Below are 16,473 nucleotides of genomic sequence, written 5' to 3'. Positions count from 1 at the left end.
GACAAGGATCGGTCACCTAGACCGTGCCTTACCGAAGGTGTACGACGTCGCTGTAATGGCGGCGCCACAGACTCTCAGGTTTCAGGACAGAGCGGGGAGGGAGCAACCAGCCCGGTGCGATTCGGGCCCACGGAAACCGGAGTTGCCCCTTGTCTGAAACATATGAACAACTGCACGGCGGTCGCGCTGTCGCTTCCAGTTTCGTGCCCCGTCACATCGGCCCCGATCCTGCGGCGATTGCGCACATGCTCGCCACGGTCGGCTACCCCAGCCTCGATGACCTCATCGATGCTGCCGTGCCGGCGTGGATCCGAAACACCGCGCCGATGGCCCTGCCCGCGGCTCGAACTGAACAGCAGGTACTCACCGATCTGGCCTCGATGGCCGAACGCAACACGATCCGGGTGTCCATGATCGGCCAGGGCTACTCGCCGTGTGTGACACCAGAAGTGCTGCGCCGCAACCTCATCGAATCGCCGGCTTGGTACACGGCGTATACCCCTTATCAGCCCGAGATCTCGCAGGGCCGTCTCGAGGCGCTGCTGACCTTCCAGACCATGATCGAGGACCTCACCGGGCTGCCACTGGCCGGCGCGTCGTTGCTCGACGAGGCGACAGCGGTCGTGGAAGCGATGCTGCTGATGCGGCGGTCCAACAAGAGCCCGTCTGCACGACTGTTGGTCGACAGCGACTGCTTCACCCAGACCCTGTCGGTGCTTCGGACCCGTGCGGCAGCGGTGGGCATCGACATCGAACTCGTTGACATCGAAAAGAAGCTGCCCGAGGGCGACTTCTTCGGCATCGTGCTGCAAGCACCCGGCGCCAGCGGCGCGGTACGGCACCTGGGCCGGTTGATCGCCACCGCGAAAGCCCGGGGCGCCATGACCACCGTCGCCGCGGACCTGCTGTCGCTGACCCTGTTGACCCCGCCAGGGGAACTCGGCGCCGACATCGCGGTGGGCTCGGCCCAGAGATTCGGTGTTCCGCTGTTCTTCGGCGGGCCCCACGCCGGGTACATGGCGGTCCGGAGCGGGCTGGAGCGGGCACTGCCGGGCCGGCTGGTCGGGGTGTCCAAGGACGTCAACGGCGCACCGGCCTACCGACTTGCCCTGCAGACGCGCGAACAGCACATCCGCCGCGACAAGGCCACCAGCAACATCTGCACCGCCCAGGCACTGCTGGCCAACGTCGCCGCGATGTACGCCGTCTATCACGGACCGGAGGGGCTGCGCGACATCGCTTCTCGAGTTCACGCCCATGCTGTGTCGATTGCGGCCAGCCTGCGCCACCACGGTTACACCGTGGCCCATGACCAGTTCTTCGACACCGTGCTGGTCGAAGTCCCAGGCCGCGCCGGCGAATTGATCGCACGCGCGGAAAGCCTCGGCATCAATCTGCGACGTGCGGGTTCTGATCATGTCGGAATCAGCTGCGACGAGACCACCACCACCGAGGTCATCACTTTGGTGCTCAAGGCCTTCGATGTCGAACGCATCGCGCCGAGCCGATCCCCCCTGGGCTCGGAGTTGCTCAGGACAACGCCCTACCTGCAGCACGGCGTATTCCACGAACACCGCTCCGAGACCGCCATGATGCGGTTCCTGCGCAAGCTCTCGGATCGCGACCTGGCCCTGGACCGCACCATGATCCCGCTGGGTTCGTGCACCATGAAGCTCAACTCCGCGGTCGAAATGGCCCCGATCAGCTGGCCGGAGTTCGCGGCCATCCACCCGCACGCCCCGATTGCGCAGACCACGGGATATCGGGAGCTGATCGCCGATCTCGAGCGCTGGCTGGCCGAGATCACCGGCTACGACCGCGTCTCGCTGCAGCCCAACGCGGGATCCCAGGGCGAACTCGCCGGCCTGCTCGCCATTCACGACTACCACGCCAGTCGCGGCGAGCAGCAACGCCGAATCTGCCTGATTCCGCAGTCGGCTCATGGCACCAACGCGGCCTCGGCGGTGCTGGCCGGCATGCAGGTGGTCGTGGTGGCCACCGCCGCCGACGGCAGCATCGACCTAGCCGACCTGCGCGCCAAGATCAGCACCCATTCAGCGGAGCTGGCGGCCATCATGCTCACCTACCCGTCCACCCATGGTGTCTACGAGCCCGACGTCACCACCGTGTGCGATCTGGTGCACAAGGCGGGCGGCCAGGTGTACATCGACGGCGCCAACCTCAACGCGCTGGTGGGAATCGCGCGGCCGGGCCATTTCGGCGGCGACGTCTCACATCTGAACCTGCACAAGACATTCTGCATTCCGCACGGCGGGGGTGGACCCGGTGTGGGCCCGGTCGCGGTGCGGGCGCACCTGGCCCCGTTCCTGCCGGACGACCCGCACCAGGACACCAGTGACTCGTCGGTGGCGGCGGCGAACTACGGATCAGCCGGGATCTTGCCGATCACCTGGGCCTATATCGCTCTGATGGGTCCCGACGGCCTGGCCACGGCCACCAAGTCGGCCGTGCTGTCAGCCAACTACCTGGCCGCCAGGCTCAACGACCACTACCCGGTGCTCTACACCGGTCCACACGGATTGGTCGCCCACGAGTGCATTCTGGATCTGCGGGAATTGACCCGCCGCTCCGGAGTGACCGCAGAGGACATCGCCAAGCGGCTCATCGACTATGGATTCCACGCCCCCACGCTGGCGTTTCCGGTAAGCGGCACACTGATGGTGGAACCGACCGAGTCCGAAGATCTGGCCGAGCTCGACCGGTTCGTCGATGCGATGGTCGCCATCCGCGGCGAAATCGACCTGGTCATGTGGGGCGAGTGGCCCTTGGAGGCCAGCCCACTGCGCCAAGCCCCGCACACCGCCGAAATGGTGTGTGCAGATACCTGGGACCTGCCGTACCCGCGCAGTGTGGCCGCATTCCCGGCGCCCTGGCTGGTCACCGACAAGTACTGGCCTCCGGTGCGGCGCATCGATGCGCGTACACGGCGATCGCAACCTGGTCTGCTCGTGCCCGTCGCCAGCGGCCTTCGAGTCAACGTTGCCGCCGAAATCCGCGTCACTTCAAGTACTTTGACCAGCAAGGGAATAGACATGACGACCAGCAGAATCACACCGGCCACTCCATTGCTGCAGCAGCACCATGAGCTGGGTGCCCGCTTCACCGACTTTGCCGGCTGGCAAATGCCGGTGCGCTACGGCAGCGAGCTCACCGAACATCACACCGTGCGCAGCGCCGCCGGATTGTTCGATCTGTCGCACATGGGCGAAATCGAGGTCCTCGGTCCCGGGGCCGCGGCCGCCCTGGACTACGCGTTGGTGGGCGCGTTCTCCGGCCTCAAGGTAGAAAAGGCCAAGTACTCACTGCTGTGCCGGGAGGACGGCGGTGTGATCGATGACCTGGTGGCATATCGGCTCGCCGAGGACAATTTCCTCGTCGTTGCCAACGCCGCCAACGTGGCGGCCGTCTACGAAGCGCTGGTCCAACGGGCCGCCGGATTCGACGCCACGGTCACCGACCGTTCCCAGGACACCGCGCTCATCGCGTTGCAGGGACCCGTCGCCGAGCGGATGCTGTGCAAGGTGGTCGCCGAGGCCGACCGGGCCACGGTCACCGAGCTCAAGTACTACGCGGCCACGCAAGTACAGCTGGGCGAGATACCAGTGCTGCTGGCCCGCACCGGATACACCGGCGAAGACGGATTCGAACTCTACGTCGACAACGCGCACGCCGCCCCGGTCTGGCACCTGCTACTCGACGCCGGTCGCGCCGACGGCGTCATCCCGGCCGGATTGGCCTGCCGCGACACGCTGCGGCTGGAAGCCGGTATGGCGCTCTACGGCCATGAACTCTCGCTGGAGACCAGCCCATACGACGCGGGACTGGGCCGAACGGTACGGCTCGAGAAGTACTTCGTCGGCCGCGATGCCCTCGCCGAACTGGCCGCGCAGGGACCGCGACGCACGCTGATCGGCCTGCAGGGACTCGGCAAGCGCGCCGCTCGGGCCGGATATGCGGTGTACACCGAGGACGGCCAACGGCAGATCGGGACGGTCACGTCGGGGGCCCTTTCTCCCACGCTGGGCTACCCGATCGCGATCAGCTACGTCGACGCCGGCACGGTAGACGCTGATTCCATTGTCGCCGTGGATATCCGGGGCAGCATGGAACGCTTCCGGGTAGTCGCGACACCGTTCTACGTGCGACCGCGCCCAGCCTGATCCTCATGACCATCGCGACCGCCCACGCATCCCAAGAAAGGCGACCATGACCGACCGCAAAATACCTGGCGACCGCAGCTACACCGCTGACCACGAGTGGATCGACATCGCGCCCGGTGCGGCCACACCCGACGGTCCCGTCCGCGTCGGCATCACCTCGGTGGCCGTCGAAGCCCTCGGCGACCTCGTCTTCGTGCAACTGCCCGAGGTCGGCGAGACCGTCTCCGCGGGCGAATCCTGCGGGGAAGTGGAATCGACAAAGACCGTTTCGAATTTGATCGCCCCCGCCAGCGGTGAGATCGTCGAGGTCAACACCGCCGCCCTCGATGACCCGGCAACCATCGCCACCGATCCCTACGGCGCGGGATGGCTGTACTCCGTGCAGCCGACGGCCGTAGGAGATCTGTTGACCGCCAGCGAGTACGCCGGACAGAACGGACTAAGCTTGTGAGCATCCTCAACGAATCCCTAAGCACCTTCGACCCCGACATCGCGGCCCTGATCGACAGCGAGCTCAACCGCCAGGAAACCGGGCTGGAAATGATCGCCTCGGAGAACTACGCACCGCTGGCGGTGATGCAGGCCCAAGGCTCGGTCCTGACCAACAAGTACGCCGAGGGCTACCCGGGCCGGCGCTACTACGGCGGCTGCGAATTCGTCGACGGCGTGGAGCAATTGGCCATCGACCGCGTCAAAGCGCTCTTCGGCGCCGAATACGCCAACGTGCAACCACATTCGGGTGCGACTGCCAATGCGTCCTCCATGCACGCGTTGCTCAATCCCGGAGACACCATTCTCGGGCTCTCGCTGGCTCACGGGGGCCACCTCACCCACGGGATGCGGATCAATTTCTCCGGCAAGCTCTACAACGTCGCGGCCTATGAGGTGTCCAAAGACGACTACCTCATTGACATGGATGCCGTCGCTCAATCAGCCCGCGATCACCAGCCCAAGATGATCATCGCGGGCTGGTCGGCATACCCCCGGCAGTTGGACTTCGCCCGATTCCGTGAGATCGCCGACGAGGTCGGTGCCGTGCTGATGGTCGACATGGCACATTTCGCCGGCCTGGTCGCCACCGGCCTGCACCCCAGCCCGGTGCCGCACGCGCACGTCGTCACCTCCACCACGCACAAGACGCTGGGTGGGCCGCGCGGCGGCATCATCTTGTCCAACGATGCGGTCATCGCCAAGAAGATCAACTCCGCGGTGTTCCCCGGCCAGCAGGGCGGGCCGCTCGAACACGTCATCGCCGCGAAGGCCACCGCCTTCAAAATGGCTGCGCAGCCCGAATTCGTGCAGCGCCAACAGCGTTGCCTCGACAGTGCCCAAATCCTGGCCGATCGGTTGAACCAGCCCGATGTCGCCGAACGGGGCATCACCGTGCTGACCGGCGGAACCGACGTTCACCTGGTGCTGGTCGACCTGCGCAACGCCGACCTTGATGGCCAGCAAGCCGAGGACCGGCTGGCCGCCGTCGACATCACGGTCAACCGCAACGCCGTCCCATTCGATCCGCGGCCCCCGATGGTCACCTCCGGGCTGCGCATCGGCACCCCCGCGCTGGCCTCGCGCGGCTTCTCCCACGATGACTTCGGTGCCGTAGCCGACATCGTCGCGGCGGCGCTGACCGCTGCTGACGACGACCAGCTGGGTGAGCTGCGCAAGCAGGTCCAGGAGCTCGCCGCGCGCTATCCGCTGTACCCGGAACTGCACAAGCCATGACGATCAGCGTTTTCGAACTCTTCACCGTGGGCATCGGGCCCTCCAGTTCCCACACCGTGGGCCCGATGCGCGCGGCCAACGAGTTCATCGCTGCGCTGCGCAGCGCGGGGCAGCGCGATGCCGTCGCCGCGGTACAAATCGATCTCTTCGGCTCACTCGCGGCCACCGGCGCGGGCCACGGCACCATGTCCGCGGTGCTACTCGGCCTGGAAGGCTTTCAGCCCGAGGCGATCAGCAGCGAAGCCAAGGAGCGCCGGCTCGCCGAAATCGCCGAGTCCGGAGTCACCCGGATCGACGGCACCGTGGCGGTCCCCCTTACCGAGGGGGACGTCAAGCTGCATCCCGACGTCGTCTTGCCCACCCACCCCAACGGGATGACGCTGACCGCCACCGATTCCGGCGGGCGGGTGCTGGCCACCGAGACCTACTTCTCTGTCGGCGGCGGCTTTATCGTCACAGCGGGTTCCGATCACAGCGACGACCGCCATTCATGTCGCACCCCCCTGCCGTACTCCTCGGGCCAGGAGTTGCTCGACATCTGCGACCAATTCGGCATCTCGATCAGCGAGGTGGCGCTACGCAACGAATCCTGCTGTCGCAGTGCACAAGACGTCCGAAGCGGTCTGCTGCACCTACGCGACGTCATGGTGGAGTGCGAACAGCAGAGCATTTCGCGCGACGGTTTACTCCCTGGCAGCCTGCAGGTGCGGCGTCGCGCGAAGAGCTGGTATGAGCGCTTGAACGCCGAAGACCCGAACCGCAAACCCGAATTCGCCGAGGATTGGGTCAACCTGGTTGCGCTGGCCGTCAATGAGGAGAACGCTTCCGGCGGCCGCGTCGTCACGGCGCCAACAAACGGTGCGGCCGGCATTGTGCCCGCCGTCCTGCATTACGCCGCCCACTACACACGGGCCGGTACCGCGGACTCCGACGACGCCACGGTTCGTTTTCTGCTGACCGCGGGCGCCATCGGATCCCTATTCAAGGAGCGGGCGTCGATTTCCGGGGCCGAGGTGGGCTGTCAGGGCGAAGTCGGCTCCGCGGCCGCGATGGCCGCCGCCGGACTGGCAGAGGTCCTCGGTGGCACGCCGCGGCAAGTGGAGAACGCCGCCGAGATTGCCATGGAACACAGCCTTGGCCTGACCTGCGATCCCATCGCCGGGCTGGTGCAGATCCCCTGCATCGAGCGCAACGCGATCTCCGCGGGTAAGGCCATCAACGCCGCCCGAATGGCGCTGCGGGGTGACGGTTTCCACCGCGTGACCCTTGACCAGGTGATCGACACCATGCGGGCTACCGGCGCCGACATGCACGCCAAGTACAAGGAGACCTCGGCCGGCGGCCTGGCCATCAACGTCGCTGTCAACATCGTCGAGTGCTGAGGACGTTTCGGTCGCTCCCCATGCCGCCGGTGCAGCCCGCCTCGATCCCCTTCGCCGCGCATTGGCACCTGTTACAGTCACCCGCGCCGGCAAACGAAGACTGATTGGGGTAGCCGCATGGCTGATGACACACCGGAGCACATTGTCGAATCCACCGACGTAGTCGTGATCGGTTTTGGCGCGGCAGGTGTGTCCGCGGCCATCACGGCACGCGAACAGGGCGTGCAGGTGGTGGCGCTGGATCGGGCTAATGGTGGTGGCGCAACCGCGATATCGGGCGGCATCATCTATGCCGGCGGTGGTACGGCGGTCCAGCAGCAAGCCGGTGTGCGCGACAGCTTCGAACAGATGCTGACCTATCTCCGCCTCGAAGTCGCAGATGCAGTCAGCGAGTCGACCCTGGAATCATTCGTGCGCGGTAGCCCCGAAATGATCGACTGGCTGAGCAACTACGGCGTGCCTTTCGACTCCACCGTTTGTCCCTACAAAACCTCGTTTCCGAATAATCACTACTACCTCTACCACTCGGGTAGCGAGAATTCCGGGGCGTTTCGCAGCCACACTCCGCCCGTCCAGCGCGGACACCGAGTCAAGGGAAAAGGCACCTCGGGCAAGCAGCTATATGCGCCACTGGCCAAAGCCGCACTCTCCCTTGGTGTTCAGTTCTACCCCCACACCAAGGTGACAAAGCTGCTGCAGGACTCGACGGGTCGGGTGACCGGAGTCGAAGCGATGACGATGCACGATGCGCCACCCCGCATTCGGCGGGCGTATGCCGCGTTGGCGGCGGTGTCCACCAAGCCCGGGATCTACTATCCGCCGCTGCGAAACTTGATGGAGCGCCGCCTGCGTGCCCTTAAGCGACGCTACGCCCGCGCGGTTCAGATCCGGGCACGCCGAGGGGTGATCGTGTGTGCCGGTGGCTTCATCGCCAACAGCGAATGGATCAAACGGTATGCCCCGCGCTACGTGACCGGGCTTCAACTCGGCACCAGCGGTGATGATGGCAGCGGTATTGCGCTGGCACAGAGCGTGGGAGCGGTCACCGAACGGATGGACAACGTCTCGGCATGGCGCTTCATCACGCCACCGAGCGCATTCATCAGCACCGTCATGGTCGACCAGCAAGGTCAACGCGTCATCGACGAGAGTCGGTACGGCGCTGCGGTCGGCAAAGCCTTGGTGCAAGATCACAACGCCAGGGCATGGCTGGTCACCGATGCGGACTTGATGAATGAAGCTCGGCGCCAGATGCTCAAGCAGCCGTTGTGGTTTCAGCGCGCTCAAGCCGCGGCATTGATGGTCGCCGATTCGGTGAGGGCCGAGACGCTGGTCGACGTGGCGCGCAAGGCGGGCGTCGATCCCGACGGCCTGCAGGCCACCGTCGACGCGCACAACAACGCAATCGACGCCGCAGCGACAGACCCCGCCGGTAAGCCCGCGGAATTTGTGCGCCGAGTAGCCCGCGCTCCTTTCACCCTGCTGAACATCTCGGTTCGGCCCAGCCTGCTCAACCCCACCCCGATGCTGACCCTCGGCGGGATCAAGGTCGATGAACAGACCGGAGCCGTGCTCGACGCATCCGGTGCGGCGATTCCCGGTTTGTTCGGTGCGGGTCGCACGGCAACCGGCATCTGCTCCAACTCCTATGTCAGCGGGCTGTCCATCGCAGATTGCGTGTTTTCCGGGCGTCGCGCCGGCACCCACGCCGCCAGCGCCGCGCTCGAATAGCCCACCGGCAGCGCAACGGGGAAGCCGGCTCGGGCAAGTTCGGATCCGGAAACGGTCGTCACGGCGCGGGGTCGGTCAGGTAATGCACGATCACCGGCCGCAGCCATCTGATGAGTTCCTCGTCGTCCATGTGCAGCAACGGCGGGAGGCCGATTACGTAGCGGGCCGTCGCCACACCGACCATTTGCGCTGCCACCAGCGCGGCGCGTTCGGGCCCCCGGTCCGGCACGATCGCCGATAGCGCTGGGCCGACCCGGTCGACGAACACCTCGACCAGCGCGTCCGCCGCGTCACGGTTGGTCGCGGCCGCGCGCAGTAGCGGGAGGAATGCCCCCCTGGGCCCCCACACCCTGAGGAAATTGGGCAGCAGCGCGTCGGCGATGCGGTCCATTGGGATGCCCGAGAGATCCGGGAATTTGATGTCGAATCGGGTGGCTGCCGTGAAGAGCCCCGCCTTGCTGCCGAAGTAGTGCATGACCAGCGCCGGATCGACCCCGGCGGCCTTGGCCACCGATCGGATGGTTGTTCGCTCGAACCCGTTCTCCCCGAACTGGGACTGTGCAGCGTCCAGGATCGCTGACCGGGTGGCGGTTGCGTCTCGCGTCTTCACGGGCATGCCAACCAGTGTATTCAACGATCGTTGACAGTGGGGATATTGAGATCTAACCCATAGCGGATTGCCATCTTGGCCGCTCAGTAGCCCAGTGCTTCGCGTAGTGCGGCGGCGCGTAGTGCTGCCGCACTACGCGAAGCACTCGACTACTAACCAGCCAAGCCGGCAGCGGTCAATCACTCCACCTACCAACGCCCAACGCCCAACGCCCAACGCCGAAGACAACCAAAGGGATCCAGCAATGACCTCCCCTCTGACCGTCAGTATCCCCAGCCTGCGGACTGCGGCGGGTGAGCTGTTCGCGATCAGTACCGCAGCTGACTTTCCGAGGATTCCGCCGGGAGTCCTTGCGATCGGAACTGATCCGGCATCAGTGCATTTCAATCGGCTTTCGCCGGCCATGTTGGGAACGTTGAACGCGAGGCTGCTGGCTATCCAAAAGGATCTTTTCCAGCTGTCGAATGATATGGCTGCCGCGGCCCGCGCCTACCAAGAGGCCGATGCGGCCGGGAGGTAGGTCACCCCGGCCGGGCGGACGCGCGCCAGCTGACCAATCCGGTCCGGCGTTGACCGGCTCTTCGGACTTGGTAGGGACCTGGTGTGCGGATCCCGTTGGCGATCTTGATCTGTGCCGCTCAGATCTCGGCCAGCAGCACCGTGCCGTCGGCCCCAATGTGCAGGCCGAGCCCGCTGACCTTCAAGATGTTGCTCACATGCTGCGCCGCGATCAACGGCGGGACCGCTTCGGGTTGGGCCTCCCGTGTCACCTCGATCAGCGCTTGAGTGCTGAGGACGCCGGCGAAGATATCCTCCTTGACCTCCGTGGCGAATTCGCACACGTCGAAGTGCCAGTCGGTGACAAGTGCGAGAGCGGCCAGCACGGACCTCATCTGTTCCAGGATTTCCTCGAACCTCACAGCGGCTGCGGCGCCGGCCGGGCCCTGCCAACGACCATCCTCAAACAGCGCCCCCGCCTCCCAGCACGCCTCCCCCACGTCTTCGAGCTGCGCGCACGTGCGGCGCAACATCACCGCCAGGTCCGACACGAGGTCTTCCTCGATGCCGGGCCATCCGTCAGGTTCGAGCATCGCCGGGGCGTCGGCAGTGGTCGGTCTTGGGATGGGCATCGCTTAGCTACCTCCGATGGTTGACGCGGTCAGCTGCGCCCCGAGGGACCACCTTGCCCACTCACACCCTGGCCGAGTGCCGGCTCGGCCAGGGCGTGAGCAGCCGACCCCCATCAGGCAGCGATTGCTTGTGCGCTGTCGAGTTGCGCGGTGATGTACAGCCAGTACAGCCAGTCGGTCACCGCAGCGCGCTGGGCGTCGGCGTCGACGGCGTTGTGTGCCCGCCAAAGCAGAATCTCTTGGCTGTGGGCCGCGTAGTTGTAGAACTCGGCCACGCGCGCAATCTCGCGGCCCGCGCACTCGCTGCCCATGGGTTTGAGTACCTCGAACCACAACCTGTGGCGTCGATCGACCGGCGCATTGGCATCCGCCGGTGCGGCGGGTAACAAGTCGATCAGACGCGCATCAACGGTCGCGGCCAGGCGCTTGGCCGCGCGTGGGTCCACCACTTCCAGCCGAGTTCGACCGCTCATCTGGCCGGTGTCGGGGATCTCGTCGGGTTGCAGCAGAATCTTCGGCACGCCGGGATCGCAGTTGACCAGCTGTTCTTCGGTGGCGATGATCGCGCGCAGCGTGGCGTTGTGATGGGCGGCCCAGCCCTGCACGGCCATCACCGGGTAGGTGGCCCAGCGGGCCCGCTCGCTGGCGGCGATCCCCCGGTCGCTGCTGGCCATGTGCACCGCTGCCGGCAGGTGCACCCCGTCGGGGATGTAGGCCAGCCCGTAGCTGTTGGCCACCACGATCTCACCGTCGGCGGTCACAGCGGTGACCCAGAAGAACCCGAATTCATCGGTGCCGCCGACATCGGGTGCGTTCAGCGCCGCGGCGATGCGTCGGGCCAGGGCCAATGGATCGGGCGCCTCGCTGGTGCGTGGCGTCGAGGCCGCAGCGATCGCATCACGTTCCGCCAGCGCGGCGGCCACCGGAATCGCCACCAGCGCATCAGCATCCATCGTCTCGGCGGTGCCGGCGAAGTCCCCATCCGCAGTGGATCGGGCGTCCACCGGGGCCTTGCCCGCTGACTTGTCTGCTGCCGGTGTGGTGGGCGTTCGACCCGATCGGGTGCCGGCTACCGGAGCACTCGAACGCACGCCCGGCCCCGCGGCGGCACCCCCCGACGCAATCGATGTCGTCGGTGCCGCCGAGGCTGACGAAGCGCCCGACGCGGCGGCCGCCGGATCAGCCTGCGGTACTGGGGAACTCGCCCCGACCTCCGGCCCCAAGAACTGGGGCCGGATCCCTTGTCCACCCGGGTGCGCGCCACCCCCACCGGTGGGCACCGGTGCAGCGGCCGGCTCGGCTGCCGACGTGTCCGGCTCCGAGGAAGGCGGACCTTGAGGGGCGGCCGCCGAGGATCCCGACATTCCCGCACCCGACATCGACGCCAGAGACGACGGTGAACTCAGACTCGACAGCGGGCTCAACGCGGCCGTCGCACCCGAAGTCGGCACCGAGGTGGCTGCCGGCGTGCTCCCCGACGTGGGTTGCACGGTGTCCGATGACGTCGAGTCCGAAGCCTGTTCTTGCTGGCCCAGTAGTGGCTTTATCGGCTTGGGGATGTTGTTGGAGATCGGCGCGGGTAGCGGCGGTAGCGGCGGGTCGAGATCGGGGAGGTAATCCGCGGGTGAGTTCATATCGATCGCCGGGAACATGTCCTCCGGGATCAATCCCAAGCCCGTCTGCAGCGCCGTTGCGACGGTAACCACCATGGCGGTGTTCGACGCGTTGGCCTCAGCGAGCAGCGCCATGATCTGAAGGGGCGCTGCGGGGTTTTCCTCCGCGGACGCCTCGAGTTCGTCCACCTCCGCTTCAGTCTCTATGACGAGCATGCAGATTCGCTTCTTGACCGTCATGAGCAGCGCGGCCATGTCGCCGTACCAGATGTATACGCCCAACAGCTGTTTGACCACGGTTTCCAGCCGCGAGCTGAAGTCGCTGAGCTTGGCGTGGGCGGCCTCAGCGGCATCTCCCGACCAGACATCTTTGGTGAACATCTCGCTCATCTGCTTGAGACAAGCCGAGTGCACTTCGCTCAGTTGCTTGTGTGCCATGAAGTAATCACGGGCCTGGTTGATCAGGTCGAGCTCGTAGACGTTCGGCCACCCGTTCGGTTCGAGCATCGCCTCCGAGTTGGGAGTGTCCGGTTTCTTGATTATCTGCGGCATCGCCTAGCCACCTCTCACGATCTGAAAACCCTCATCGATCACGTCGGCCAGGGCCGACAGAATGCCGTGCAAGTGCGGCAGCGCTCGAGCCAGCCGCTCATCGAGCTCGGCTGGCATCTGCGGGTCGGCGGATTCCAGCACCTCTTGCAGGTACGCACACCAGACCCGGGCCGCTCGGTCGGTGCCCCGATGGTTCTTGGCCGCCCGCTCGAAACCCTGCGCAAGTTGTTGCGGCGCCTGGCTTCCGCCCGTACAGGAGGTCCGCCACGTGTCGCCCGAAAGGGTCAGGACTTCCGCCGCGCTCTGCACCTCCAACTCGGCGCCTTTCGGCGTCAGGCCTTTGGGCGCCACCTGCACATCTGGACGTCTCGTCATGTTTGCGTCAGTCCTCGACGCCAGTACCCGCCGGCGCCTGATTCGCGGCCGCCGGCGGTTGGAACTTGTACTGGCTGAGCTGCTCACCCAGCGTTTTGTCGGTGTTCGTATAGGTGTTGGCTGCGGTGACGATGTTGGAGCCCAACTGGTGCAGGGTGGATTGAGCGGTGTTGAGCACGTCCTTCACCGCGAAGTAGATGTGCGGCAGCACCTCATTGGCCGCGATCACCGCGTAGTCCATTTCCAGCCCGATCGGCGGCTTCGGCGGTGACGGAAACGAGAGACCCCGCAGCGCGTCCCCGGCAGCCGCCAGGACAGGGGCATCGACAGTGACTGGGTTCTTCGATGTCGTCATTCGCGGATCCTTGTGCATGTGTTTGTCATTGGCTGTTGGTGGGCTAGGCGAACAGGGCCGCGAGGCCTGTTTCGGTGGTCAGCATTTCTTGGTTGGACTGGTGGATGGCGTGCGCGAGGGCCTGCAGCGCGGCGTTGAGGTCAGCAGAGGCGCTATCCCATTGCTGTTGGACCTGTTGGTAGGCCTCAGAGCCGCTGCCACCCCACACCTCGGTCAGGGTGGAAAGAACCTGGTTGGCGTCGTGGAGGTGCTTTTGGGTTTTGATGACCTCGGCCTGGATTTCGGCAACCCCGATCTCGATGGCGGCGAAGTTGTAGTGCAGTACTGCCATGTCGCTGTTCCGTTTCTGATGCTCAGGAGGGGACTAGAAGTTCATTTGGTTTGACAGCAAGCCGGTTTCGTGGTCATCGGTGTCGGTGTAGTCCTGCGCGGCAGTCCAGATCTTTGTCGAGATTTCATCGAGTTTCTTGACCTGCTGGGTGGCCGCCTGGTGATACAGCGCAATCGCAGCCTGGGCGGCATGGCCGGCATCACCGCGCCAGGCCAGCAGCAACCCGGCCGCGGTTGTCTCCACCCGCCGGATCGAGGCTTTCAGGTCATCAGCGATCCGTTCGAACTGACGGGCCTGACCGGTCAGGGTCGCGGCATCGGTCTTCATCTCCGCCATGGGCGATCACCTTCTCCTTTTCACAATGCGGGTCAAACTGCCGGCCGAGCACGGCCATCTCACTCGATGACGCCGGGGGTGCTGGCCGGGTTGGGGTCTGGTGTCGCGGGCCGGGCGCCTGGTGTGCCGGGGACGCTGGGCTGGACGCATCCGGTCGCCGCGGCGATCAGCTGGTTCATGTGGTTCATGTCGCCCTCCTCACCGTCGACTCATGTTCGGCGGCAACGACGTTGGTGATGCCGAGGATCTTCTTGTTGGTACGTTGGCGCCCGCTTCCACGGGCGTGGTCAAGCGGGCTCGCGCAGACACTCGAGTCAGGCGCTTGCGCGATAGCTCGCCGATCGCGGTTGCACTGTTCCGGGTCTCTGCACCGGTTAGGAATAACCTAATATCATTATCCGGCGCATTAGCTCAACGATTTTGACTGTGAAATACCTGAAGATTATTAATGGCCATCGGTGAAATTCACCAGCACCGCAGTTTAATTCATCAATTTGGCCAGGCAATTCATCGTTGCGCGCTGGCCGCCATCCGGCCCGGTCAGTAAACATCCTGCTAGAGGCCCCCGTTTGCGACGGGACGCGCCTGCGCTGGATGCCGGAATTCATCACTGTCGACACCGTAATTCGTCGGCTCTCCGCCCGACAATTCATCACTCATGCCCCAGGGCTCCGGCGTTGTTGACTAGCAGGCTTGTGAGCTGGGTTGATGATCTTTGGTGCCGCGCTATTGGGGCCGGAGTGTAGGCACGGGCTATCTGGAGAACGATCGAGTTGGTTACTGTTCGTCGTTGGTCTGGAGTTGCCCGTGCCTACCGTTTCAGTATTGCCTGTGTCGTCGGTTCCAGAGGTGTTCGACCGCTGGAGTCCTGGTGAGCGCAGCGAGCTCATCGGATCGGAGTTTCTCGATGTGTTGGCCTCGGTGCCAGACCCGAGGGACCCACGCGGTCGGAGGTATTCGCTGATGGCTTTGTTGGCGATCGCGGTTCTGGCCACTGCCGCGGGGATGCGCGGCTATGCTGGTTTTGCCACATGGGCGGCCACCGCTCCCGATGATGTGTTGGCCCAATTAGGGGTCCGGTTCCGGCGGCCCAGTGAGAAGACCTTCCGCGCTGTTTTGTCTCGGCTAGACCCCGCCGACCTCAACGCCAGGATGGGCAGTTACTTCACTGCACACGTGGCCAGCAGCGACCCCAGTGGATTGGTGCCGATCGCGTTGGACGGCAAGATGCTGCGTGGTGCCTTTACGCGCCAAAGCGACAGCCACGCATCTCGTGTCGGTGTTCACCCACCGTGCCCGATTGGTGCTCGGTCAACTCGCTGTCGCCGAGAAAAGCAATGAAATTCCCTGCGTACATGCCCTGCTCACGCTGCTGCCGGGTAGCTTGCGGTGGCTGGTCACCGTGGATGCGATGCATACCCAGGTCGTCACCGCGAAGTTGATCTGCGCCACCTTGAAGTCGCACTACCTGATGATCGTCAAGTCCAACCAAGCCAAAATACTTGCGCGTATCACCGCGCTGCCCTGGGCCGAGGTGCCCACAGCCGCTACCGACGACTCCCGCGGCCACGGCCGTGTCGAGACCCGCACCCTGCAAATCATCACCGCTGCACGAGGAATCGGCTTCCCCTACGCAAAACAAATCATCCGGATCACTCGTGAACGCTTGATCACCGCCACCGACCAGCGCAGCGTGGAGGTGGTCTATGCCATCTGCAGCCTGCCGTTCGAGCACGCCCGCCCTACCGCGATCATGACCTGGATGCGTCAACACTGGGGAATCGAGAACAGCCTGCACTGGATACGCGACGTCACCTTCGACGAAGACCATCAAAGGGCACATACCGGAAACGGCGCACAGGTCCTAGCAACGCTACGCAACACCGCGATCAATCTGCACCGCCTCAACGGCGCCGACAACATCGCCGAAGCCTGCCGGATCACCGCTTTGACCGCCAACCGCCACCTAGACCTCCTCAATCCACAATTCCCCAGCTCACAAGCCTGCTAATCAACAACGCCGGAGCCCTGGGGCTGTCCCAGACTCAGGTGTCCAAGCGACGGCGCCGATCTGGCACGCAAGCACGAAGTCAGCAAAATCGGCGGCCCAGTGCGGGCTAGCGGGCCCCGCGGATCGGGACTACCGCCTTCC

General features: G+C 65.0%; 14 protein-coding genes and 2 pseudogenes. 8 read left to right on the top strand and 8 right to left on the bottom strand.

The window, feature by feature from the left end; all coding sequences use genetic code 11:
* The first annotated feature begins 245 nt into the window (after nucleotides 1–245).
* The 6 genes and pseudogenes from gcvP (at nucleotide 246) to CKW46_RS03255 (ending at nucleotide 9,019) form a co-directional block, all read left to right on the top strand.
* Nucleotides 246–3,036, top strand: a pseudogene (gene gcvP, locus CKW46_RS03280) (aminomethyl-transferring glycine dehydrogenase).
* A 17-nt stretch (nucleotides 3,037–3,053) separates the two neighbouring features.
* Nucleotides 3,054–4,181, top strand: coding sequence for a glycine cleavage system aminomethyltransferase GcvT (gcvT, locus tag CKW46_RS03275; RefSeq protein WP_482052807.1), 1,128 nt, complete (start codon nucleotides 3,054–3,056; stop codon nucleotides 4,179–4,181).
* A 46-nt stretch (nucleotides 4,182–4,227) separates the two neighbouring features.
* Nucleotides 4,228–4,632 (top strand): glycine cleavage system protein H, encoded by a 405-nt coding sequence (locus CKW46_RS03270; RefSeq protein ID WP_117436707.1) that lies wholly within the window; start codon nucleotides 4,228–4,230, stop codon nucleotides 4,630–4,632.
* The gene (gene glyA / locus CKW46_RS03265; protein WP_482052806.1) at nucleotides 4,629–5,906 is read left to right on the top strand and encodes a serine hydroxymethyltransferase; all 1,278 of its coding nucleotides are present in this window, start codon (nucleotides 4,629–4,631) and stop codon (nucleotides 5,904–5,906) included. The genes CKW46_RS03270 and glyA overlap by 4 nt, the downstream gene beginning before the upstream one ends.
* Complete coding sequence (locus tag CKW46_RS03260; protein ID WP_015354020.1) at nucleotides 5,903–7,288, top strand: L-serine ammonia-lyase; 1,386 nt, start codon at nucleotides 5,903–5,905, stop codon at nucleotides 7,286–7,288. Before glyA ends, CKW46_RS03260 begins: the two co-directional genes overlap by 4 nt.
* A 117-nt stretch (nucleotides 7,289–7,405) precedes the next feature.
* Nucleotides 7,406–9,019: an FAD-binding protein gene (locus tag CKW46_RS03255; protein ID WP_482052805.1), complete on the top strand. Its 1,614-nt coding sequence runs from the start codon at nucleotides 7,406–7,408 to the stop codon at nucleotides 9,017–9,019.
* A gap of 58 nt (nucleotides 9,020–9,077) precedes the next feature.
* On the opposite strand, the gene CKW46_RS03250 is transcribed toward CKW46_RS03255, so the two are convergent.
* Nucleotides 9,078–9,635, bottom strand: coding sequence for a TetR/AcrR family transcriptional regulator (locus tag CKW46_RS03250; protein ID WP_011742382.1), 558 nt, complete (start codon nucleotides 9,633–9,635; stop codon nucleotides 9,078–9,080).
* Nucleotides 9,636–9,873: 238 nt separating this feature from the next.
* Between CKW46_RS03250 and CKW46_RS03245 the strand changes: the two genes are divergently transcribed.
* Entirely contained in the window at nucleotides 9,874–10,149 is a 276-nt protein-coding gene (locus tag CKW46_RS03245) for a hypothetical protein (protein WP_015354018.1), read from the top strand.
* Between the two features lie 118 nt (nucleotides 10,150–10,267).
* On the opposite strand, the gene CKW46_RS03240 is transcribed toward CKW46_RS03245, so the two are convergent.
* The 7 genes from CKW46_RS03240 to CKW46_RS03210 form a co-directional block, all read right to left on the bottom strand.
* Nucleotides 10,268–10,720 carry a hypothetical protein gene (locus CKW46_RS03240; protein ID WP_238559480.1) on the bottom strand — a complete coding sequence of 151 codons (453 nt, stop codon included), beginning with the start codon at nucleotides 10,718–10,720 and terminating at the stop codon, nucleotides 10,268–10,270.
* A 152-nt stretch (nucleotides 10,721–10,872) separates the two neighbouring features.
* Nucleotides 10,873–12,924, bottom strand: a complete 2,052-nt coding sequence (locus tag CKW46_RS03235) for an EspK C-terminal domain-containing protein (protein WP_482052804.1) — start codon at nucleotides 12,922–12,924, stop codon at nucleotides 10,873–10,875.
* Between the two features lie 3 nt (nucleotides 12,925–12,927).
* Complete coding sequence (locus CKW46_RS03230) at nucleotides 12,928–13,299, bottom strand: hypothetical protein (protein ID WP_238559479.1); 372 nt, start codon at nucleotides 13,297–13,299, stop codon at nucleotides 12,928–12,930.
* Nucleotides 13,300–13,306: 7 nt separating this feature from the next.
* Nucleotides 13,307–13,672 (bottom strand): hypothetical protein, encoded by a 366-nt coding sequence (locus tag CKW46_RS03225; protein ID WP_482052803.1) that lies wholly within the window; start codon nucleotides 13,670–13,672, stop codon nucleotides 13,307–13,309.
* A gap of 25 nt (nucleotides 13,673–13,697) precedes the next feature.
* Nucleotides 13,698–13,985 carry a WXG100 family type VII secretion target gene (locus tag CKW46_RS03220; protein WP_015354013.1) on the bottom strand — a complete coding sequence of 96 codons (288 nt, stop codon included), beginning with the start codon at nucleotides 13,983–13,985 and terminating at the stop codon, nucleotides 13,698–13,700.
* A 33-nt stretch (nucleotides 13,986–14,018) separates the two neighbouring features.
* A complete protein-coding gene (locus CKW46_RS03215) occupies nucleotides 14,019–14,321 on the bottom strand; it encodes a WXG100 family type VII secretion target (RefSeq protein ID WP_117436702.1) in 303 nt (100 codons plus the stop codon).
* Nucleotides 14,322–14,380: 59 nt separating this feature from the next.
* Nucleotides 14,381–14,509 carry a hypothetical protein gene (locus CKW46_RS03210; RefSeq protein WP_015354011.1) on the bottom strand — a complete coding sequence of 43 codons (129 nt, stop codon included), beginning with the start codon at nucleotides 14,507–14,509 and terminating at the stop codon, nucleotides 14,381–14,383.
* Nucleotides 14,510–15,128: 619 nt separating this feature from the next.
* Between CKW46_RS03210 and CKW46_RS03205 the strand changes: the two are divergent.
* A pseudogene (locus tag CKW46_RS03205) lies at nucleotides 15,129–16,332 on the top strand (ISAs1-like element IS2404/ISMul1 family transposase).
* Nucleotides 16,333–16,473: the final 141 nt, after the last annotated feature.

It is taken from the genome of Mycobacterium liflandii (assembly GCF_022354805.1).
In the GTDB taxonomy this organism is placed as follows: Bacteria; Actinomycetota; Actinomycetes; order Mycobacteriales; family Mycobacteriaceae; genus Mycobacterium; species Mycobacterium marinum.
The sequence above is the reverse complement of the archived record's forward strand: the minus strand, read 5'-3'. Positions and strand labels throughout refer to the sequence as shown.